The organism is Hwanghaeella sp. (genome assembly GCF_965227365.1).
Taxonomy (GTDB): domain Bacteria; phylum Pseudomonadota; class Alphaproteobacteria; order UBA8366; family Aestuariispiraceae; genus Hwanghaeella.
In genome coordinates, this window is the sequence record NZ_OZ245754.1 from 4,592,635 (window position 1) to 4,613,203 (window position 20,569).

19 protein-coding genes are annotated in these 20,569 nt (G+C 62.1%); 4 read left to right on the top strand and 15 right to left on the bottom strand.

Annotated elements, in window-relative coordinates:
* Positions 1-150: 150 nt before the first annotated feature.
* Complete coding sequence (locus ACQK2G_RS20970; RefSeq protein ID WP_425406985.1) at positions 151-1,641, top strand: tryptophan halogenase family protein; 1,491 nt, start codon at positions 151-153, stop codon at positions 1,639-1,641.
* Positions 1,642-1,681: 40 nt separating this feature from the next.
* Here the strand turns inward: ACQK2G_RS20970 and ACQK2G_RS20975 are convergent, their stop codons facing one another.
* Positions 1,682-2,002, bottom strand: a complete 321-nt coding sequence (locus tag ACQK2G_RS20975) for a DUF190 domain-containing protein (RefSeq protein WP_425406986.1) — start codon at positions 2,000-2,002, stop codon at positions 1,682-1,684.
* Positions 2,003-2,012: 10 nt separating this feature from the next.
* Complete coding sequence (locus tag ACQK2G_RS20980; RefSeq protein ID WP_425406987.1) at positions 2,013-3,074, bottom strand: sodium-dependent bicarbonate transport family permease; 1,062 nt, start codon at positions 3,072-3,074, stop codon at positions 2,013-2,015.
* Positions 3,075-3,134: 60 nt separating this feature from the next.
* On the opposite strand from ACQK2G_RS20980, the gene ACQK2G_RS20985 reads away from it, so the two are divergent.
* Positions 3,135-3,326, top strand: a complete 192-nt coding sequence (locus tag ACQK2G_RS20985) for a helix-turn-helix domain-containing protein (RefSeq protein ID WP_425406988.1) — start codon at positions 3,135-3,137, stop codon at positions 3,324-3,326.
* Positions 3,327-3,375: 49 nt separating this feature from the next.
* Here ACQK2G_RS20985 and ACQK2G_RS20990 read toward each other — a convergent pair whose 3' ends face one another.
* The 5 genes from ACQK2G_RS20990 to ACQK2G_RS21010 all read right to left on the bottom strand — a co-directional run bounded on the left by ACQK2G_RS20990 (position 3,376) and on the right by ACQK2G_RS21010 (position 9,276).
* Positions 3,376-4,293 carry an SMP-30/gluconolactonase/LRE family protein gene (locus ACQK2G_RS20990; RefSeq protein WP_425406989.1) on the bottom strand — a complete coding sequence of 306 codons (918 nt, stop codon included), beginning with the start codon at positions 4,291-4,293 and terminating at the stop codon, positions 3,376-3,378.
* A gap of 43 nt (positions 4,294-4,336) precedes the next feature.
* Positions 4,337-5,320, bottom strand: coding sequence for an ABC transporter permease (locus ACQK2G_RS20995; protein WP_425406990.1), 984 nt, complete (start codon positions 5,318-5,320; stop codon positions 4,337-4,339).
* Positions 5,321-5,331: 11 nt separating this feature from the next.
* On the bottom strand, positions 5,332-6,390 hold the full coding sequence (locus ACQK2G_RS21000) for an ABC transporter permease (RefSeq protein ID WP_425406991.1): 1,059 nt from the start codon (positions 6,388-6,390) through the stop codon (positions 5,332-5,334).
* Entirely contained in the window at positions 6,387-7,982 is a 1,596-nt protein-coding gene (locus tag ACQK2G_RS21005; RefSeq protein WP_425406992.1) for a sugar ABC transporter ATP-binding protein, read from the bottom strand. The genes ACQK2G_RS21000 and ACQK2G_RS21005 overlap by 4 nt, the downstream gene beginning before the upstream one ends.
* 163 nt (positions 7,983-8,145) lie before the next feature.
* Positions 8,146-9,276, bottom strand: a complete 1,131-nt coding sequence (locus ACQK2G_RS21010) for a sugar ABC transporter substrate-binding protein (RefSeq protein ID WP_425406993.1) — start codon at positions 9,274-9,276, stop codon at positions 8,146-8,148.
* Positions 9,277-9,580: 304 nt separating this feature from the next.
* On the opposite strand from ACQK2G_RS21010, the gene ACQK2G_RS21015 reads away from it, so the two are divergent.
* Positions 9,581-10,732, top strand: a complete 1,152-nt coding sequence (locus tag ACQK2G_RS21015; RefSeq protein WP_425406994.1) for a sensor histidine kinase — start codon at positions 9,581-9,583, stop codon at positions 10,730-10,732.
* A 41-nt stretch (positions 10,733-10,773) separates the two neighbouring features.
* Positions 10,774-11,679 carry an amidohydrolase family protein gene (locus ACQK2G_RS21020; RefSeq protein ID WP_425406995.1) on the top strand — a complete coding sequence of 302 codons (906 nt, stop codon included), beginning with the start codon at positions 10,774-10,776 and terminating at the stop codon, positions 11,677-11,679.
* Between the two features lies 1 nt (position 11,680).
* On the opposite strand, the gene ACQK2G_RS21025 is transcribed toward ACQK2G_RS21020, so the two are convergent.
* From ACQK2G_RS21025 to ACQK2G_RS21060, 8 genes are all read right to left on the bottom strand, one after another.
* Positions 11,681-12,571 (bottom strand): NAD(P)-dependent oxidoreductase, encoded by an 891-nt coding sequence (locus ACQK2G_RS21025; protein ID WP_425406996.1) that lies wholly within the window; start codon positions 12,569-12,571, stop codon positions 11,681-11,683.
* Between the two features lie 23 nt (positions 12,572-12,594).
* Positions 12,595-12,807 (bottom strand): hypothetical protein, encoded by a 213-nt coding sequence (locus tag ACQK2G_RS21030; RefSeq protein WP_425406997.1) that lies wholly within the window; start codon positions 12,805-12,807, stop codon positions 12,595-12,597.
* 134 nt (positions 12,808-12,941) lie between these two features.
* Positions 12,942-14,351: a TRAP transporter large permease gene (locus tag ACQK2G_RS21035; protein ID WP_425406998.1), complete on the bottom strand. Its 1,410-nt coding sequence runs from the start codon at positions 14,349-14,351 to the stop codon at positions 12,942-12,944.
* A complete protein-coding gene (locus ACQK2G_RS21040; protein WP_425406999.1) occupies positions 14,344-15,024 on the bottom strand; it encodes a TRAP transporter small permease subunit in 681 nt (226 codons plus the stop codon). The genes ACQK2G_RS21035 and ACQK2G_RS21040 overlap by 8 nt, the downstream gene beginning before the upstream one ends.
* Positions 15,025-15,103: 79 nt before the next feature.
* On the bottom strand, positions 15,104-16,114 hold the full coding sequence (dctP, locus tag ACQK2G_RS21045) for a TRAP transporter substrate-binding protein DctP (protein WP_425407000.1): 1,011 nt from the start codon (positions 16,112-16,114) through the stop codon (positions 15,104-15,106).
* A gap of 163 nt (positions 16,115-16,277) precedes the next feature.
* Positions 16,278-17,675: a sigma-54-dependent transcriptional regulator gene (locus ACQK2G_RS21050; protein WP_425407001.1), complete on the bottom strand. Its 1,398-nt coding sequence runs from the start codon at positions 17,673-17,675 to the stop codon at positions 16,278-16,280.
* The gene (locus ACQK2G_RS21055) at positions 17,672-19,465 is read right to left on the bottom strand and encodes a sensor histidine kinase (RefSeq protein ID WP_425407002.1); all 1,794 of its coding nucleotides are present in this window, start codon (positions 19,463-19,465) and stop codon (positions 17,672-17,674) included. Before ACQK2G_RS21055 ends, ACQK2G_RS21050 begins: the two co-directional genes overlap by 4 nt.
* A gap of 50 nt (positions 19,466-19,515) precedes the next feature.
* Entirely contained in the window at positions 19,516-20,478 is a 963-nt protein-coding gene (locus ACQK2G_RS21060; protein ID WP_425407003.1) for a LysR family transcriptional regulator, read from the bottom strand.
* Positions 20,479-20,569: the final 91 nt, after the last annotated feature.

Here is a 20,569-nt window from a genome sequence, read left to right on the forward strand (position 1 = left end):
GCGCGGATAATACCCGCCCGCCACCGGGTCAATCTCCGACCCGGTCCTGTCATAAAACCTTCGCAAACGCCCAGCATGTTTGAATTGCCGGGGAAGGCTGGGCATACTGCGCGAAAGTCGAAAAAGCCTAACGAAAACAGGGTAGGTGCAATGCGTGTTCTTGTGGTCGGTGGCGGCTCCGCCGGATGGATAACAGCTGCCTATTTGAACGCCTCCCTGAATACACCTCAGCAACAGAATGCCCAGATTGCCCTGATAGAATCCGAAGCGGTCGGCCGCATCGGCGTCGGTGAAGCGACCATCCCGACGATCAAGCGCACGCTTGCCCGGATCGGCATGCGTGAAGTGGATTTCATGAAGGCGACGGACGCGACCTTCAAACAGGCGATCCGCTTCAACGACTGGGTCGAAAAAGGGCACAGCTATTACCACCCGTTCGACAGGCTGACGGCGCTCAATTTCGATTATCGCGGCCTGCGCTGGCTGGCCAGCAATCGATCCGTGAAATATGCGGACACCGTCACCCCGCAGACCAAGTTCTGCGAAGAAGGACTGGGACCGAAGACCGGCGCCTATCCCGATTACCAGGGCGCCATCGCCTATGCCTATCACCTCGACGCGGAACGGTTCGCGGACGCGCTGCGGGATTTCTCAAAGCCGCGCGGCGTCCAGCACATGATCGACGACGTGGTCAAGGTCGAGCAGAAGGAAAACGGCGATATCGCCGCCATCAAGACCAAGACCGGCAAGCGGATCGAAGCCGACCTTTTCATCGACTGCACCGGTTTCGCACGCATCCTGATCGGCAAGACACTGGGTGTGGAATTTCAGGGGGTTTCAGATTGGCTGTTATGCGACCGTGCGGTCGCCATGCGCGTCCCCTATGACGTCAAACCGGTGAAAACGATCAGACCCTATACCTCGGCGACCGCCATCCAGTCGGGCTGGGTCTGGGACATCGGCCTGCGCGACCGGCGCGGCACCGGCTATGTCTATTCCAGCGAATTCCTGTCCGACGACGATGCGGAAGCCCAATTGCGCGCCTTCGAGGGGCCGCATTGCAAGGACATTCCCGCACGCCGGCTGCGATTTGCGACGGGCAAGATCAAGACGCCCTGGGTCAAGAACTGCATCGCCATCGGCCTGTCGGCCGGTTTCCTGGAACCTCTGGAATCCACCGGGATCTTCTTCGCCGAGGAAGGCGTCGACTATTTGGCGGAATTGTTTCCGCGGCTGGGCGAAATGGACAAGGCGCGGGAGATCTACAACACACGCATGGGACAGCGCTATGAAGAAGCTATCGACTTCATCAACCTGCATTATGTCCTGTCGAAACGTGACGAGCCTTTCTGGCGGGAGGCCTCTTCTGAGCGCCGCATGACGCCCCGGATCAAGGAATACCTGGCCCGGTGGGAACAAAAACCGCCGAGCCGGCTGGATTTCGTCGACCAGATCCAGCTCTTCTCCCATATCAACTATGAATTCATCCTGTACGGGATGGATTGGGTGCCCAAGAAGCTGCAGAACCCGCCGCCGCAGATCGGCGCCCCGGACGTCTCACGCATCGCCAAGATCGCCGTCGACATGCGCAAGAACATGAAGCCGCACAATGCGCTGTTGAAGGAACTGGCCCCGCGCTGACGGCAGGCGGCGCGTCCGGCGCCGGGCCGCATCGGTCCGGTCAGAAGAGCTCCGGCCTCAGAACTTCGACATCTGACAGGCTGACGATCCCCATCTGCCGGTCGAGGACCGCCCGCACGGCCCGCAGCACGTCGGGCACACGCTCCGCGTCGAGCACGACAAGAACCTGCACCATGCGGCCGGCATCCGAAGACAGCGAATCCCTGCTCCACGGCCCGCTGGCACCCCGCCCGGCCAACGCCGGCAGAACCGTGTAGCCGGGCACCTCCAAGTCATCCAGGATACCCAACAACCGCTTCATGAAAGGCGCTTCGATGATGATCGACAGGCGCTTTTTCGGGAAGGTCGTGACATTTTCCATGAGCTTTATCCTAGGACAGCCAACCCGCCAGCGCGATGTATATCGGAATGCCGACCGTCAGATTGAACGGAAAGGTCACCGCGAGGGAAAGGGTCAGATAGAGGGACGGTTTCGCTTCCGGCAGGGCCAGTCGCATGGCCGCCGGTACCGCGATATAGGATGCGCTGGCAGACAGCACCGCCAGCAGGGCCGTGCCGCCATGGCCGATGCCGAGAAGACCGCCCATGAGCGCGCCCAACAACCCGCCGATCGGCGGCATGTAGAGGCCGAAGGCCAGCAGGGCCGGGCTCAACACCTTGCGGACCTGCCACAATTCCCGACCGGCGACGAGGCCCATATCGAGCAGGAACAGGCAGAGCACGCCCTTGAAGGGATCGACGATGAAGGGGGAGATGTCCGCATAGCCCGTCTTGCCGGTGGCCATGCCGATGACGAAGGCACCGACCAACAGAAGCACGGACCCGTTCAGCATGACCTCTCGCCACGATGTCTGTCCGGTGCTCACCTGTTCCCCGGTCCTGCCGCTGCGCGCCAGGAACAGCGCGCTGGCGATCGCCGGCACCTCCATCGCGGCGGCGGCGGCGACCATGATGCCGGGGAAGGTCAGCCCGGCCGCCTCGACGACCGCCGTCGCGGCGATGAAGGTGACGATGGAGATGGAGCCGTAATGCGCCGCGATGGCCGCCGCGTCGATGCGGGAAATCCGCGTGGTCAACCGCAATAGGAAAAAGGCGATCAGAGGGATCGTGAAACTGAGCGCCATCGCTGCCCCGACCAGAATGGCGAGATCCCAGCCAAGGCCGTGCTCGCTTGCCGCGACACCGCCCTTGAAGCCGATCGCCAGCATCAGATAGAGGGATAACCCCTTGGCGATGGCTTCCGGGATGGCCAGATCCGACCGTAGCAGGGCGGCAACAACCCCAAGGCAAAAAATAGCACCGGGGGCGAGACCAGATTTTGCGCGGCCAAGGAAAAATCCAACAAACCCTCCCCTCGAAAAGACTCTCGTCAAACAATCATAATCATAGTTTGATATCGTCAAACCGATGCATACCGATATAAAACGATGCAAAAGAAGTCAAACCTTTCTTTACCGTTGAATCGACCCGGCCGCGCGATTTAGAATGCGGGCATGCTGTCATCTCCGATGCTCACGGTTCACGAAGTGGCCGAATTGTTGAAGGTAAAGGAAATCACGATCCGCGCGTGGATCCGTGACAACGATTTGCGTGCGGTGAAATTCGGGCGCGAATACCGGATCGCCAGGAAGGACCTTGAAGCCTTTCTGAACGCGCATGCCAACAAGCCCGCCGATTGGCAGTAGAGAGTAGGCCTTAGCTGGCGGCAGATACCGGTTTCCGATAGGGGCCGGCCTAGCCGAAGCGCGGCAAGCCCTGGGTGCGCAGGTAGACGGCCTGCAGGGTCGTCGTCGCGCAGATGAACAGGCGGTTGCGCTTGATGCCGCCGAATTCGACATTCGACACGACCTCACCCGTCAGAATCTTGCCGATCAGTTCTGCCTGGGGCGTATAGCAATGGACGCCATCCCCGGCCGATGTCCAGATATTGCCATGCACGTCCAACCGGAATCCGTCGAACAGGCCGTAGGTGCATTCGGCGAAGATATCCCCGCCCGACAGCTTGCCGTCTTCCTCGACCTTGAAGGCTCGGATGTGCTGCGGGCCGTTCTCGACATGGGTCATGCCCGTATCGGCAATGTAGAGAATGCTTTCATCCGGCGAGAAGGCGAGGCCATTGGGCTTCACGAAATCGTCCGCGACGACCCGCAGGTCCCCGGTCGCGGGGTCGAACCGGAACACATAGGACCCGCCCAGTTCCGATTCCGCGAAATCGCCCTCGTATTCATGGTCAATGCCGTAGGTCGGGTCGGTGAACCAGATCGTACCGTCGGACTTCACGACGACGTCGTTGGGGGAATTCAACCGTTTGCCCTGATAGTTGTCGACGAGGACCGTGGTGGTGCCGTCCAGTTCGATCCGGCTGATGCAGCGGCCCTGATGCTCGCAGGAAACCAGCCGGCCCTGTCGATCCACCGTATGGCCGTTCTGATACCTGCTGGGCGATTGAAAAACGGAGACCGAGCCATCGGTTTCGTCGTAACGCATCAACCGGTTGTTCGGGATATCGGACCAGATCAGGTATCTGCCGGCGGGAAAATAGGCCGGGCCCTCCGCCCATCGCGTTCCGGTATACAGCACTTCCTTGTGCACATTGCCCTGCACGAATTTGATGAAGCGCTTGTCGAGCACTTCGAATGTATCGGTAATCACGGTCGACCCCCCAATTCAGGAATTCTGAATACTGCGTTCGTTGCTATTGCGTCACTTTCTGACCGCGCCCATAGACCAGCAGCATCAGGATGATGACGCAGCCATAGATCACCTGCCGGCCCGCCTCGGGAAGCTGCATGATCGACAGGACGGAATTGAGCAGCACCACCAGGATGACGCCGACGACCGTGCCCAGATACCGGCCCCGGCCGCCCAGGATATGCGTTCCGCCGATCACGACCGCGGCGATCGCGGGCAGCAGATAGGCATCGCCCATGCCCTGATAGGCCTTGGTGGAATATCCCGCCAACAAGGTCCCGGCGAGGCCCGAGGCCATGCCGCAAAGGGCGAAGGCGGCGATGATCACCCGCCGCGTCGGAATGCCAGCCAGATAGGCGGCGGCTTCCCGGTTGCCGATCATGTAGATTGATTTTCCGACAGCCGAGCGGCCCAGCAGCAGGGTCATGCCGATCGAGACGGCAGCCCAGACCAGGATCGCGACCGGAATGCCCAAAACCTTGCCGACCGCCAGCCACTGCATCAAATCGGTCGCGGCCGTCTGGGGCGCGAAGCCGCCGGTATGGGCGACCATCAGGCCGCGCATCACCGCGTTGACGCCGAGTGTGAAAATCATCGACGGAATACGCAGATAGGCGACGCCGAACCCGTTCACGATACCGACGATCAGCCCAACCGACAGGCCGACCGGAATGGCGGCAGGCCCGCCGACGGCGGTCGCCATCATGGCCGAGGCCGCGACGGTCCAGGGCACCGAAAGATCGATATGGCCGAGCAGGATGACCAGCATCATGCCCGCTGCGACAATGCCCAGAAAGGACCCGACCTGTAGCTGTTGCAACAGATAGGTGGGGGAGAGAAGCGTCGCCGTGCCCTGGGTCGCCAAGGTATAGGCCGTGCCGATCGCCAGGATCAGCAGCACGAAGCCGGAGGCGATGACGATCGGCTTGTTTTCCGGCGTCATGCCGATCCCGAAGCGTTTGGTTTCCGCCGTGTCCAGATTGCTCATCCCCGGCCCCCCTAACGAAACAGCTCAAGCGTGTTCTTGACCTTCAGGACACGCAACGCGCCCAGACTGACCGCCGCCAGCAGAACCATTCCCTCGAACAGGGGCTGCAGCAGGGGATCAATCTCGAAGATCCGGAAATTGAAGGAAATCGTGCGCAGCACCAGGGCGCCGAAGATCGATCCGACCGCGGTTCCAACCCCGCCCAGCAGCGACGTTCCGCCGACCACGACCGCGGCGATGGAATTCAGCGTATAGGCGCCGGCCTGGGGAATATCGGCGTTGCCGGAGGATGTCTGCAGCGCAAGGTACAAACCGCCCAAACCGGCGAACAATCCACCCAGCGTGAACGCGGCGATCTTGGCGCGGTCGATATTCAGGCCGGACATAAAGGCCGCACCCTCGCCCGATCCGATGGCATACACCGTGCGCCCGGTAACCGACCGGCGGAACGGCATCCAGATCAACACCGCCGTCAGGATCAGCAGCACCAATGGGGTCGGAATCCAGGCGATGGGCTTGAACCAGGCCGCCTCCCCATTCTCAGCAAACCCATACGTGGCGGCGATTTCGAACAGATCGTTGGTCAGCGCCCAGGACAGGTCCCCGTCCACGTCCCCGCCCGGCGTCGGGCGCAGGAACAGCGCCAGGCCGATATAGACGGCCCCCGTCGCCAGGGTGGCGATGATCGGTTGCAAACGACCGTAAACGACGACGCAGCCGTTCACGAAACCACAGGCCGCCCCCGTCGCGACGCAGGCCAGGAACCCCAGGAACATCTCGAACGGCGTGCCGTTCATGACATGGCTAGCCATCGTGTTCACCAGCGTCATGACGGCCCCGACCGACAGATCCAGCCCGCCGAGCAGGACCGGAAGGGTCTGTGCCATGGCCACCATGGCCAGCGCATAAACCTCGTTCGAGTTCTGGATCAGGACGGCGGTGGAAAACCCGCGCGGATGGTTGAGATTGTAGAAGATATAAAAGACCGCGAAGAGGGCGATGGCGGTCAGCAGACCGACATTCTGGGAAGCTCGGATCTTCAGATCCGACAAGGTGGTTCGGTTCTTCACGCTGCGCCCCCCTTTGCATCCGATCCCGCCAGGAATTCCGGCACGTCCCTGCCTTCGATATTGAGGGCACTGGCGATGATTTCGTGCTCGTTGATGTCATCGCCGAGCAATTCGCGGACGATCCTGCCGTCATACATGACGTCGACCCGGTCGCAGCAACCGATCAATTCCTCATAATCGGTCGAATAGAACAGGATCGAAGCCCCGTTATCGGCCAGCTCCCGCAGCAATCGGTAAATCTCCTGCTTGGTGCCGACGTCGATGCCGCGCGTCGGATCGTTGAGCAGGATGATCTTGGGATCCGTCAGCAGCCATTTCGCGATCACGACCTTCTGCTGGTTGCCGCCGGAAAGGGTGGAGACCGGATCGTCCGGTGAGCCGACCTTGATCTGCATGCGGTCGATACCGGACCGGACAGCCTCGGTCAGCGCGCCGGTATCCAGCAGCTGCCAGCGCGAATACCGGTCCAGCGAGGCCGCTGTGAGATTGTCCGCGATGGACATGGCCAGCATCAGGCCTTCGGTCTTGCGGTCCTCCGGGATCAACGCGATTTCCGCGCCCTTTCCCTTAGCCGCTTCCGGCGAGGAAATGGCGGTCTTCTTCCCGTTGATCAGCACCTCGCCCGAGACACCCTTGAGGACGCCGGCCAGGCCGAGCAGCAACTCCTTCTGACCCTGGCCGTCCAGACCGCCCAGGCCGACGATCTCACCGCGGCGGACGGTAAGGTCGATATCCGTCAGCCGGCCTTCCCAGTTCAAGCCGCGCGTTTCCAGAACCGGTTCCGTTTGCGGCCGGTCGTGTTTGGGCGGGAAATGCGCGGTGATCTCGCGGCCGATCATCATCTGAACGATTTCCGCGTTTGTCCGGGTCCCTTCGACGAAGGATTCGATGTGACGGCCGTTCCGAAAGACGGAACACATATCGGCGATGGCTTCGATCTCATGCATGCGATGGGAAATCGTCAGGATCGAAATGCCCTGATCCCGCAGCCGATGCAGGATATCGAAGACCTTTTCGACATCGGCCGCCGTCAGCGCGGATGTCGCCTCGTCCAAAATCAATACCGACGGGTTCTTGGTCAGCGCCTTGCCGATTTCGACCATCTGCCGGCGTGACAGTGGCAGGTCACGGATGCGGCTCAACGGGTTTACGTCCTCGCAGCCGATACTGGCCAGGACTTCCTCGGCGCGCCGGCGCTGGGCCTTGGCGTCGATCAATCCGAACCGCCGCGGCGGATCTGCGATGGAAATATTGTCCGCGACCGACAGGTCCTGCATCAACGACAATTCCTGGAAGATGCAGACCACGCCGGCGGCATTGGCCGAGGCCGGGTTCGGGAAAGTGACCGGTTGGCCGGCGATCATCATCTGACCCGCATCCGGCTGCACGACGCCGGACATGATCTTGATCAGCGTCGACTTGCCGGCCCCGTTCTCGCCGAGGACGGCGTGGATCGACCCGCGGGAACAGGCGAACTCCACGTCATCAAGCGCGGTGACCCCGCCATACCGCTTGGAAATACCTGTCAGCACCACGTGCGGCGGCTGATGTGCGGTCGGTTTCGTCCGCTTCTTTTCGTTTTCGTTCCGCATCTTGACCCCCAGTGAAGGGACCCGCGGCCGGCTGGCCGGGTATAGAAGCTAAACCAAAGACAGGAACAGGCGCGTTCCGAGTTACCGGAACGCGCCGCTCCCGTATCGGGTACCGGATTGCTGCGCGGCAGGCCCGCCGCGCGAAACCGATACCCGCCCCAAATCACTGGGTGTTTTCGGCGTCCTTCGCCATGATCTCACGGGCCGTGATATTCACGCCGCAGGGCGGGAATTCATTCACCGTGAAGAAGTTGTCCGTCAGGTCGGGCCAATAGTTCTTGCCCGCTTCCAGCTCGTCGTACCTGGCATAGGGAATCGGAACCGAGATCAATTGCGGCATCTTGTTGCCGTCAAGCGCCGCCAAGGCGGCCTTGATCGCGATCGCCACCATGCCCGGCGACTGACCAATGGATATGCCTTTCAGCCCGTCGGCGCTGTGCGCCGCCAGCAGCTTCCGGAAACCGTTTTCCGATTCACCGGCGATCGGAACCATCGGGTGGCCCGCATCCAGCATGGCGCGCACAGCACCGGTGGTGCCGCCCTGCACGACAACGGCGTCGAACTTGCCATGGACGGCAATGGCATCCGCCGTCACCTTCTGCGCCGTGCCGTCGTCCCAGTTGCCGATGACTTCGACGATTTCCCAATCGCCCGTCGGCTCGAACACTTCCCGGAAACCGATATGACGGTCACGGTCCACCGAGTTGCCCTGCAGGCCGCGGACTTCAAGGATCTTACCGGACTTCTTGGCGCCCAATTGTTCGGTCAGCCAGCGCCCGTACATGCGGCCCATCTCAAGCTGGTCTTCGTTGACCTGCATGACCTTGTCGGTATCCAGCACGTTGTCGAAAGGCACGACGACGACGTCGTTCCGGTCGGCGAGACGGATCACCCGGTCGAAGCCTTCCGGCGAGACCGCAATGGTGATGATCGCGTCATAACCCTGGTTGATGAAATCCTCGATCGCGCCGAGCTGTGCGGCGACATCGGTCCCGGTCGATACGGCTTTGAATTCCTCGATCTGCGCGGCGACATCCGCTTGCTCGACATAGGCCTTGGCGGTTTGAATCATCTGAATCCGCCAGGTGTTGCCGACAAAGCCGTTGACGACGGCGATCTTGTGCGGACCTTCGCGCTTGTCCCACTGGAAATACTTGATCTGATCATTCCAGGGCGCGAAGCAACCCGGATCGGCACCCGGCCCCGATACTGTTTTCGGCCCGGCTTGAACCGCTGCGGCACCCGCCATCCACAAGGACAGGGCAGCCACGGACATCGTGAACGCTCTTTTCATTGTTTCCTCCCAATTGTCGAAACACGGTCGGAGATTTTCTTTTGTTTCCCGCGACCGGGCAGGCAATGCGTCGCAGCCTTACGGGCCGTCACACAGCGATACTAATATATATGCACTACCCGGATACATCTTAGGCACGAGTTTCACGCGTGGTCCAGATAGTGTTTAGTAGGAATTGGTGTTTTGCTTCACATCGTTGCTCTGCGCCGCCTTGTTCACCCTGGTCCAAACCTCTCATAAACTCTACAAATAGATAAATGGTCCTATCAGGGACAGACCGATGGCAAACCATCCGGGAGGAAACGTGCCGAGTGAACGCGACGCCGCGCAACATATGCGCGATGCGCTGATCCTTAAGGAATCCATTCAGGAGTTTCCCGGTCCGGTCGCCGTTTATGACGATGAAGACAGGTTGATCGCCTGCAACGAACTCTATCGCTGGGTCCACGGTGCCGCCTTCGAAAAGGTTCAGAAGAAGGTCGGGGCGAGACGTATCACCTATGAGGACCTGGTGCGCGAATCCGCCAAGGACGTTGTGCCGCCCGAAGAATTCGAAGCCCATGTGGCCGACCGGATTCGCGCCCAGCGGGAAGCGAACAGCACGCCCGTCGACCGTTTCTATCCTAACCGGGGTTGGTTCCGGATCACGAAGGTCCGCACACCGAGCGGCGCCGTGGTCGGGTTCGCGACCGACATTACCGAATTAAAGGAAAAGTCGGTCGCACTGGAAGAGGCGCGTGCGGCCGCGGAATCCGCCAACATCGCGAAATCGGCGTTCCTGGCCAATATGAGCCATGAGCTACGCACCCCCCTGAACGCCATCATCGGGTTATCGGAAGCCTTGCTGACGGGTGTTCTCGGCGACCTGTCGGACGATAAACGCAAGAACTATCTCAAGGACATCCACACGTCCGGCAACCATCTGCTCGCGCTGATTTCCGATCTCTTGGATCTCGCCAAGGTGGAAGCGGGCAAGATGGAGTTAGAGCCGGAAGAGTTCGACCTTAAAGGGTTGATCGGCGAATGCCTGGCAATGATGGCGCCGATCGCGGACGGGAACGGGATCACGCTCGCCCCCGACCTGCCGCGAGACGAGCTTTTGGTCATGGCTGACCGGCGCAAGATCAAACAGGCCCTGCTGAACATCCTGTCAAACGCGGTAAAATATTCCGAACCTGGCGGCAGCGTCTACTTGTCCCTGTTGCACGGCGAAGAGCGGCTGGAGATGAAGGTCCGGGACGAAGGCATCGGGATCGACATGGACCAGCTGGATTACGTCTTCGAACCCTTCGGCCGGCTGCGATCCACATTTACGGCAATGCCCGAAGGCGCGGGACTGGGACTGCCGATCGCCAGGCGCCTGATGGAACTGCATGGCGGCGACATCACGATCGAGAGCAATCCCGGTGTCGGCACGACGGTGACGTTGTTCCTGCCGTCGTCGGGGGTCATCTGAGCGTTCTTGACGGTTTGGCGGAAGCGCCGATACTGGCCGCCATGGATATGAAAACCCTTCCCATCATCGACCCGCACCAGCATTTCTGGGACCTGTCGATGAACAAGCATCCCTGGCTGTGCCACGAGACGATCCCGTTCCGCTACGGCGATTACGGGTCGATCCGGAAAAACTTTTTGCCGGATGATTACAAGGCGGTTTCGGCCAACCACAATGTGGTTAAGACGGTGCATCAGGAAGCCGAATGGGACACGGCCGACCCTGTGGCGGAAACCGCCTGGATCCATCAGTTGCATGATGAGACCGGCTATCCCCATGCGGCGATCGGCCAGGCTTGGTTCATGCGCGACGACATCGACAAGGTGCTCGCCGGCCACGCATCCTATCCCTTGATCCGAAGCGTGCGGCAGAAACCGGCGGCGGCACCGTCAGCGAAGGACTTCGTGCCGGGCGCGCCGGGATCGCTTGCCGATCCCAAGTTCCGGAACGGGTTCACGCTGCTGCAAAAGCATGGACTGCATTACGACATCCAAACGCCGTGGTGGCATCTGGGCGAAGCGGCGGATCTGGCGCGCGATTTTCCGGATACGCTGATCATCCTGAACCATACGGGCCTGCCGTCCGACCGCAGCGCCGAAGGCCTGGCAGGCTGGCGTGAAGGAATGGAGACATTCGCCGCCCAGCCGAACACGGCGGTGAAGATTTCCGGTATCGGCCTTCCGGGCATTCCCTGGACCGCGGAAAACAACGCGGACGTGGTGCTGGAGACGATCCGCATCTTCGGATGGGAGCGCTGCATGTTCGCCTCCAACTTCCCGGTGGATTCGCTGGCCGGTTCCTTCGACGAGATCTATGGCGGTTTCAAGCAGATCGTCGCCGATCTGCCGGAAGAGCAGATCCGGGCGCTGTTCCACGACAACGCCCTACGGATCTATCGGCCGGTCTAGCTTAAACCGAATCCTTCTGGTCATAGAGTTTCAGGATCGCGGTGCCGTCCAGTTCCGAATGGCCCTTGGATATCAGGATGCGGAACAGGGATGCCGTCTGCGAGGACATCGGCGTCGGTGATTTCAATCCCTTGGCCAGGTCGTGCAGCATGTCCAGATCCTTCAGGATCTGGCGTGCATATCCCGCCGGTTCGTAATTGCGTTCGATCATGCGCGGGAACATGGATTTCAGCATGTTCGACCCCGCATGGCCCGCCGCCAGCGCCTCCGGAATTTTGGCAGCGTCGATCCCGCCCGCTTCCGCCAGGGCCAGGGCTTCCGACAGGATGCAGTAGTTGTTCAGCACCAGGATCTGGTTGACCATCTTGGCAACCTGACCGGCGCCGACCGGCCCGAAATGGGTGAACCCGGCGGCCAGATCGGACATCACCGGCGTGACGGTCGCGATATCCGCATCACTGCCGCCCGCCATGATCGCCAACGCGCCGGACCGCGCCGCGGGCGGCCCGCCGGAAACCGGCGCGTCGACCCAGCCCATGCCGTTCGCGGCACGCAGTTTTTCCGCCAGGGATTTGGTCGTTTCCATCACTGTGGTCGAGATATCGACCAGCACCTTTCCGGTGCCGTCGACCTGAACCACGCCGGTTTCACCCAAGGCGACCGCCTCTACGGCCTTGGTGTCGACCAGGCAGGTGATGACGACATCGCTCGCCGCCGCGACTTCGGCCGGAGACGCTGCCGGCACGACCCCGTGATTGACCGCCGCGTCGATCTTGCTCTTGTCGATATCATATCCGGTGACCTGGTACCCGCAGTCGACCAACCGTGCCGTCGCCGCGTTGCCCATCAAACCCAATCCGATAAAGCCGACGCGCGTTTTTGCATCGCTCATGGCTATTCTCCCCCTTTTTTGTATTAGAATCCCAGGCCGCTGCCCCGGCGCTGCGCACCCGCGCTATAGCCCTGGTCATACGGATGGCAAAGGTGTCGGAAATCGATCCCGGCGCCTTCCGCCGTTTTCGCACCGGCCGACAATTGTGCGATCAGTTGCGAACCGATGCCGTTCCGGTCCCCCGGAAACACGGTCATGCGCGGCGTCGCGGCCAGGGCGCCCATAAATCCTCCCATTCGGTTTCGCCGCCCCCTTCTTCATGGGGGGCACGCATCGCATTGACGCATATTTCAGCGAAACCGGACAAGAGCATGCCGGGTCAATCCCGGCATTATCCTGGGTCTATCTTGCGGACAAGTGCTGTGATCGATCAGCCACCCAGCAACAATTGCGGCAGATAGAGGGTGATGGCCGGGAAAGCGATCAGGCCGGCGATGGTCAAGGCGTCGGCGACGAAGAAGGGCGAGGCCCCCTTGAACACGTCCTGCACCGAAATGTCCGGCCGCACCCCGGCGACGACGAAACAGTTCAGCCCGATCGGCGGCGTGATCAGGCAAAGCTCGGCCATTTTCACGACGATGATGCCGAACCAGATGGCACAGCCCACCGCATCCATACCGAAGGCGCTGTCCGCCACAGAGACATTCTCGCCGCCATTGAGCGCGATAATCGCCGGGAAAACGACCGGCAGAGTCAACAGCAGCATGCCGATCGCGTCCATGAACATGCCAAGCACCGCATAGGCCATCAGGATCATGATCAGGGTGAGCATCGGGCTTTGTTCCAGTGAACCGATCCATTCGGCGAAGGTGCCGGGAAGATCCGCGAAGCCCAGGAAGCGCACATAGATCAACACGCCCCAGATGATGGTGAAAATCATCACCGACAGTTTGGCGGTTTCCAGCAGGGCGCTCTTGAACTGCGGCCAGCGCATACCCTTCAGCAGCGCCATGACGAAGATCACGAAGGCGCCGAGCGCGCCGCCTTCGGTCGGCGTACCCCAGGCATCGCCACCGAACGGGTTGTAGATGAAAAGGATGATGATCGCGACGACGAAGAAGATCGGGAAGGCGCCCGGCAGGGACGCGAAACGCTCCTTCCAGGTAAAGCCCGATACGGGCGGACCCAGGCGCTTGATCACCAGCGCCATGCCGACGACCAAAGCGGCATAGATGACGGCGGAGAAGGCGCCCGGCAGAAAACCGGCCAGGAGCAGCGCGCCGACATCCTGTTCCACGATGATCGCGTAGATGACCAGGATTGCCGAGGGCGGTATCAGCGAGGCCAGCGTACCGGCGCAGGCGACCACGCCGGCGGCGAATTTCTTGTCATAGCCGATCTTCAGCATTTCCGGGATCGCGATCCGCGCGAAGACCGCGGAGGTCGCGACCGACGCGCCGGAAACGGCCGCGAAGCCCGCGGTGGCGAAAACGGTGGAAACGCCGAGCCCGCCGGGCAGCCAGCCGACCCACCGCTTGGCCGCCTCGAACAGGTTCTTGGTCAGACCCGCGTAATAGGCGAGATAGCCGATCAGGATGAAGGTCGGGATCAGCGACAGGGCCTGCGAGGCGACCTTGGAATGGGGAACCTGGCCTGCGGTCTTCACCGCGACGGTCAGGGCCCACAGGAATTGCCCGCCGTCGTATCCCTTCTTGGCCCAGAAGATCCAGACCAGGCCGGCGACACCGGCAATGGCGGCGGCAAAGGCGACGCGGACGCCGATCACCACCATGACCAGCAGACCCGCGGTGACCGCAATGCCGATATCGATACTATCCATGGCGGCCCCCAAAACGGCTGCTTTCCGACGGCGGCATGTCGTCATCGTCCATGCCGGAGACACTTTCGGCTTCCGCCGCGGCGACCGCGGCGGCGTCTTCGATCAGCGGTACGGCGACGGGTTCTTCGTCACCGCGGATGAAGGCCCGGCCGTAACCCCAGGCATGCAGCGTCAGGCGCACGCACAGGATCGCGAAGGCAATCGGCGCCAGAAGCTTCGCCGGCCAGAGCGGCAGGCGAATGTCGAGCGAGGAATCCCGGCTCCACAGCGGTGCGTTGAAGTCGAAGGAGCGGTCGAAATGGGCCCAGCTGCCCCAGACCAGCAGGATCATCACGATCAGCATCAAGAGGGTGGAGATGAACTCCGCCGCCCAGAGGGGTCGGCCATGCAGGCGGCCGATCAGGATATCCATCCGGATATGCCCGCCGAGACGCTGACAATAGGCGACGGCGATCAGGGCGATCAGCGGCATGAGCTGTTCGATCCAGTCGACATAGCCGGGCAGAGGCTGGTTGAAGAAATTGCGACCGCCGACGCTGATCACCGCCAGAACCATCAAAGAAAAGACGGCCAACCCGCCGATCAGGGCGAGGGCCGATTCAATCTTGAAAAAGGTCCGGTCGATCCGGCTGAGCGTGCTGTCGTCGGACAGGATGGACGCGTGGCCCGCCATGACATGCTCCGATGAAAGGAAGGGCGCCGATCCCCCAGGCGGAATTCCACCTGGGGCACCGGCGCCAAGTTCAGGAGGGTTAGCTCCCGGAGATTGAACTTACGACCAGATCGTAGAGTTCCTGGGCCGGCAATCCGCGGGCCGCGTTCTCTTCGATCCATTTCTGAGCGGCCGGACCGGCGACTTTCGCCTTCAGGTCGGCGAGCGAGTCGGCATCATAGGTGATGCGCTCGATGCCTTTCTGGTCCAGCAGCGGGCCCCATTTGGCCATGGTCTTTTCATTGTAGTTCGCGACGTAGTAGGCGAGCGCCTCGTCGACGGAACCCAGCAGGGCTTCACGCTCGGCATCGCTCAACGCATCCAGCGCATCGGTATTGACCACGACCGGGCAATTCACGGTGCCCGGGTTCAGGTTGGTGGTCCACCAGGCCGCGTTTTCGACCGTACCGAAGGACATATGCGCATGCGGCGCGAAGGAAGCGGCCTTGATGACGCCGCTATCCATGGACTGGCGCACTTCACTGGCGGTCATGGATGTCGGAACGGCGCCGAGGGCGGCCATCGCCGCGCCGATCCCGCCGGTCGCGCGCACGGTCATGCCGTCGAAACCGGCCAGGGTCTTCGGCGCGTCGCCCGTGCCGACCACGTTGTATTGCGGCATCGGCGACGGCATCAGCAGGGTCGCGTTCCAGCGGGCCAGGTCGGCCACGACAGCCGGGTGCTGGTAAAGCTTCATCGATACTTCGACTTCCTGTTCCAGGGAGTCGACACCCAGGAACGGCAGTTCCAGAACCGTGATCGAGGGGTTCTTGTCGGCGTGATAGCCGGCGCAGAACTGCGCCATTTCAAACGCGCCGATGGAGATCCCGTCCAGGTTTTCCTTGTTCTTGGCCAAACCGCCATAGGACAGGTTCAGGGTGAATTCGCCATTGGTCTTTTCCTTGACCAGTTCGGCGATCTTTTCGACATGTTCGGTAAAGGCGCGGCGCTTGCCCCACAGCGAGACGTTCCATTCCGTCGCCATGGCTTCACCGACGAAAGACGTGGCAATCAGCGCCGACACGGCGACGCCCAGATACTTGGCCTTCATGCTGACCTCCCAGCTTTAGGTTATTGAAACACTTGTTGGCCGGGACCTTATGGAAGCGCAGCGGACGCAACTATGAAGATTTTCGCCAGGACGCGCGCCGCGCCCTGCGGATTTCCGCAGGGCAACAGAAGTGGTCAGAGAGAGGCGGACGCGGAAGGCGGGGTCAGATCAGATCGGCCTTGTTAAGGCCCAGTTTGACGATCTTCTCGTTCAGCGTGCGCCGGCCGATGCCCAGCGCTTCGGCGGCGGCGTCCATGCGGCCCTTATGGGCTTGAATCGCCTTGGCGATCAACTGCCGCTCGAAGGAAGCGACGGCTTCCCGCAGGGTTTCCGGCACGTCCATGCTGTCCCCGTCCAGCGAGATGGCGCCGGCGACCGAACCGCGCCCGCGCCGCGCCGCCAGAACACGCCGCTCGGCGACATGCCGCAATTCCCGCACATTGCCGCGCCAATCATGCGACAGCAGCGCGGCCAGATCCTCCGGTGTCAGATCCGGCGGATCGATCTCGAACAGCGCCGCATGCTGGGCGACGAAATGCTGATAGAGCAGCGGAATATCGTCACGACGTTCGCGCAGCGGCGGCAGGCTCAGCACCACGGTATTCAGCCGGTAGAGCAGATCCTCGCGGAACTTGCCCGTCGTCACCGCTTCGTCCAGCCGCTCGTTGGAGGCGGAGACGACCCGGAAATCGGCCCGCACCGGCGCGGTCGCGCCGACCGGCAGGAATTCCCGCGTTTCGATGGCGCGCAACAGCTTTGCCTGCACCGGCAGCGGACAGGCACCGATCTCGTCCAGGAACAGGGTTCCGCCATCCGCCATCGCAAGCGTTCCCGATTGCGGCGTTCCCGGTTGGGAAATCTCGTTCTGACCGCCGGAGACACCAAACATGGCCGCCTCGAAATGGGTTTCGGGTAGGGCGGCGCAATTCAAGGCGATGAAAGGACCGGCGGCCCGCGGACTCAAATCGTGCAGGGCGCGGGCGACCAGTTCCTTTCCGGTCCCGGTCTCGCCCAACAGCATCACCGTCGCATCGGTTTCTCCCAGATCCAGGATATCAGCACGCAGATCCTGGATCGGTTTGGAATCGCCCAGCAGGATACGGTCCAGATCGCTGAGATGAGCCAGCCGTGCGCGCAGACGGGCCGTGTCCTGGCGCAGGCGGTACTGTTCCGCCGCATGGCGCAGGGCGGTCAGCAGGCGCCGCGGGTCGAAGGGTTTTTCAAGGAAGCTGTAGGCGCCGTCCTGCATCGCCTCGACCGCCATCGGGATATCGCCATGGGCGGAAATCAGCACCACCGGCGGCGCATCCGTGCCGTTGAGGCTGCGCAGGAGATCCAGGCCGGACAGGCCCGGCATGCGCACATCGGACAGGATGACATCGGGCTGAAATCCCGCGATGCGCTGACCCGCTTCCGTCGCATCCGCCAAGGACTCCACGCGCCAGCCCGCCTTGGCCAGCAGATGCGACAGCGAATCCCGCATTTCCCGATCGTCGTCGATCACCATGATGCGGCGGCCCGTTTTATCGGTAACGGACGTCTTGCTGCCGGATGCGGTCATGCGGGGGCGGGTCCTCGGTTCGTGAGCGGCAGGGTTACGACGAATTCCGCACCGCCGCCCGCATCATGCGGGAGGTCACGCGCGGTCAGCGTGCCGTCGTGCTCTTTCACGATCTCCGCTGAAATGGCAAGGCCAAGCCCCATGCCTTCGCCGCTGGCCCGGGTCGTCACGAAGGGTTCCTGCAGCGCCTCGATCGTCCGACCACCCAGACCCGGCCCCGTGTCCCGAATGCTGAACCGCGCCCGGTCCGCGGCCGTTTCGATCCGCACGGTGAGGACCCGGCGCGGCGCCATTTGCATCGCCAGAATGGCATTGCGGCACAAATTGACGACGACTTGCTCCAGTCGAAGCCGGTCACCGTCGACCGTGACCGGCCTGTCAGGCAGCGCGGCGTCGACCTGGATCCCCGAACCGTCCACATCCGGTTCGATCAAGGCAAAGGCTTCGCGCCAGACCTCGCCCAGATCCACCGGCCCGAGTCCTTCCTGGTCCGACCCTTTGACGCTGGGCCGGGCGAAGAAGCGCAATTGCTGGGTTAGCCGTTCCATCCGCCCGACGACGGAGGAGAGGCGGGCATAGGTCTCGTTCTGCTCGCCGGGCACGGCATCCAGTTCGGCGGCCGCAAGATAATTCTTCATGGCGGAGATCGGCTGTCCCAATTCGTGGGTCACCGATGCCGCCAATTGCCCCAAGGCGGCAAGTTTGCTGGCCCGCGCCAGATCGCTTTGCGCCTTTTCCAGTCGGCGCTCGGCCTCCCGGCGTTCTTCGATCTCACGCGCCAGCTCGATATTGGCGGCCTGCAGTTTCCGGCGCGCCGCCTGCGACTCGGCAAGCGATTCGCGCACTTGGCGAATCCGCAGATAGAGGCCGCCGGCGGAAATCATCACGGCCAGGATCGCCGCCCCGATCACAACGAGCCAGGCACGGGTGAGCACATCCCGCTCCGGGGCAAGGAAATGCATCGTCCAGTCCGATCCGGGGATCGGCGCCGTCACATGCAGATGGCTGACGCCGTTGAGCGCGACCCGATCTTCGCCTCGCCGGCCCCAGTCGAGCGGGTCGAGCGGTTCCTGCCCGAACTGCTTGCGGGCCTCGATTTCGTGGCGCTGCGTTTCGGTCAGCGCTTCCAACGCGCGGTAGCGCACCGACGGCTCAGACGACAGCAGCACGATGCCGTCACCGTTGGAGACGAAAACGGTCTCGCCGCCATCCGACCAGGCGCGTTCCAGGGAACTGAGGTCGAGCTTCAGCGCGACGACGCCGGCCACGTCTCCTTCGGAATTCCGGACCGGTTCCGCAATGAAAAAGCCGGGGCGGGAGGTCGTCGCCCCGATCCCGAAGAACTGGCCCCGCTCTCCCCCCAAGGCGGCGCGGAAATAGGGCCGAAATCCGTAATTCTGGTCCAGGAAGGTTAGGTCCTGATCGTAATTCGACGCGGCAACCGTCAGGCCCGTCCGATCCATCAAGTAGATCGCGTCCAGATCCGCCTCCGCCGCGAAGGAGGCGAGCCGGCGGTTCAGCGCGTCGCGCCCTTTGCCTTCGGCACCGCGCAGGACATGGGGGTCATGCGCCAGGACAAAGGGCAGGTGCTGGTATCGTTCCAGCGCGCTGATCAAGGTGCTGCGATACAGCGTGACCCGGCTTTGCCCGCGCTGCAATTCGGCGGTCTCGAAATAGGACCGCGCGGTGAAGAAGACCAGCACCATCAGGCCGACCACCGCCGCCGCGGCGATCTTTCCCCACAGGCTGCCGATGCCCCAAACCCGTTGTCCGACCGCAATCTCGCTCATGCGGAACGGTTACAGGCGTCGGGCCGCCCTGTCGAATCCCCATTGCAGGTCTATTCGTATTCCCTGTCCGCCAGGGGGATCGCGGCGACGCGGGCCATCAGATCCTCGATGAAATACTGTTCCGCCCGGTTCAGGCGCGCGGCCGGGTTGGTGACCAGGAAAATATCGATTTCCGGCGCGTCTTCGTAAGGCGGCAGGCGCCAGAGCAGCCCGTCGGCAACATCGCGGGTCACCACATGCACCGGCAGCGGGCCGACTCCGACGCCGGAGATGATCATCCGGCGCACTTCCTCCAGATGCGGCGAGGTGGCACGCAGGCTGTGATCCCAGTTCAATTGCGCGCGCAGCAGGGCGACCGGGCGCAAGGCGTCATGCAACTGGTCCGTGCTGAACGACACCGAAGGCTCACCCGTCAGATCCTTCAATGTCAGATCCGTGCGGCCGAAGAACCGGTGGCCGGGCCCGCAAAAGAACCCGAAATGCTGCCGGTAAAGATGCTGATAGGTCAGCTTGGGGTGCTGTTGATGAACGAGACAGATGCCGAAACTGGCCCTCTTTTCCAGCACCCAGGCAGTGACCTCCGCGCTGGTCGCGACCGTGGTCTCATAGGTGACATCCGGATGGCGCTGACTGAAGTCCCGGATCGTCTCGTCGAAGGGCGGAAAGGTCACGTGGCTGGCAAGGCCGATCGTCACCTTGCCGCGAATGCGGTCGTCGATATCGCGGACGGAAACGGCGAGGCGCGCGACCGAGCCGTAGATTTCCACGACCTCGCGGTAAAGATGGTCGCCCGCATCGGTGACGCGGAAATGCGTCGGCCCCCGGTCGATCAGTCGCTTTTCCAGCCGGTCCTCAAGCCGCTTCAGCGCATTGCTGACCGTGGGCTGTTTCAACAGCAGGCGGTTCGCCGCCGCGGTGATGCCACCTTCCTGCACGATCACCATGAAAGTGCGTAGAAGATTCCAATCCAGTTCCCGCGCCAGGCGGTCGCTCTGTTCGATGCCGGTTGTCATGGATCTGCCCTGACGTTCAACACTGACATTCTCTCAAACTATGCCCTAGATTTCTATTATCTATTTGATTAATGACTCGTGCGGGCGGACG

Coding starts and splice junctions, on each gene's coding strand:
- ACQK2G_RS21030 (WP_425406997.1), bottom strand. CDS start 12,807: ATGGGAGGATTTATGGGCGCCCTGGCCGCGACGCCGCGCATGACCGTG.
- ACQK2G_RS21005 (WP_425406992.1), bottom strand. CDS start 7,982: ATGCGGAACGAAAACGAAAAGAAGCGGACGAAACCGACCGCACATCAG.
- ACQK2G_RS20975 (WP_425406986.1), bottom strand. CDS start 2,002: ATGGAAAATGTCACGACCTTCCCGAAAAAGCGCCTGTCGATCATCATC.
- dctP (WP_425407000.1), bottom strand. CDS start 16,114: ATGAAGGCCAAGTATCTGGGCGTCGCCGTGTCGGCGCTGATTGCCACG.
- ACQK2G_RS21020 (WP_425406995.1), top strand. CDS start 10,774: ATGGATATGAAAACCCTTCCCATCATCGACCCGCACCAGCATTTCTGG.
- ACQK2G_RS21060 (WP_425407003.1), bottom strand. CDS start 20,478: ATGACAACCGGCATCGAACAGAGCGACCGCCTGGCGCGGGAACTGGAT.
- ACQK2G_RS21035 (WP_425406998.1), bottom strand. CDS start 14,351: ATGGATAGTATCGATATCGGCATTGCGGTCACCGCGGGTCTGCTGGTC.
- ACQK2G_RS21055 (WP_425407002.1), bottom strand. CDS start 19,465: ATGAGCGAGATTGCGGTCGGACAACGGGTTTGGGGCATCGGCAGCCTG.
- ACQK2G_RS21050 (WP_425407001.1), bottom strand. CDS start 17,675: ATGACCGCATCCGGCAGCAAGACGTCCGTTACCGATAAAACGGGCCGC.
- ACQK2G_RS20995 (WP_425406990.1), bottom strand. CDS start 5,320: ATGAGCAATCTGGACACGGCGGAAACCAAACGCTTCGGGATCGGCATG.
- ACQK2G_RS21040 (WP_425406999.1), bottom strand. CDS start 15,024: ATGGCGGGCCACGCGTCCATCCTGTCCGACGACAGCACGCTCAGCCGG.
- ACQK2G_RS21010 (WP_425406993.1), bottom strand. CDS start 9,276: ATGAAAAGAGCGTTCACGATGTCCGTGGCTGCCCTGTCCTTGTGGATG.
- ACQK2G_RS21025 (WP_425406996.1), bottom strand. CDS start 12,571: ATGAGCGATGCAAAAACGCGCGTCGGCTTTATCGGATTGGGTTTGATG.
- ACQK2G_RS20970 (WP_425406985.1), top strand. CDS start 151: ATGCGTGTTCTTGTGGTCGGTGGCGGCTCCGCCGGATGGATAACAGCT.
- ACQK2G_RS20985 (WP_425406988.1), top strand. CDS start 3,135: ATGCTGTCATCTCCGATGCTCACGGTTCACGAAGTGGCCGAATTGTTG.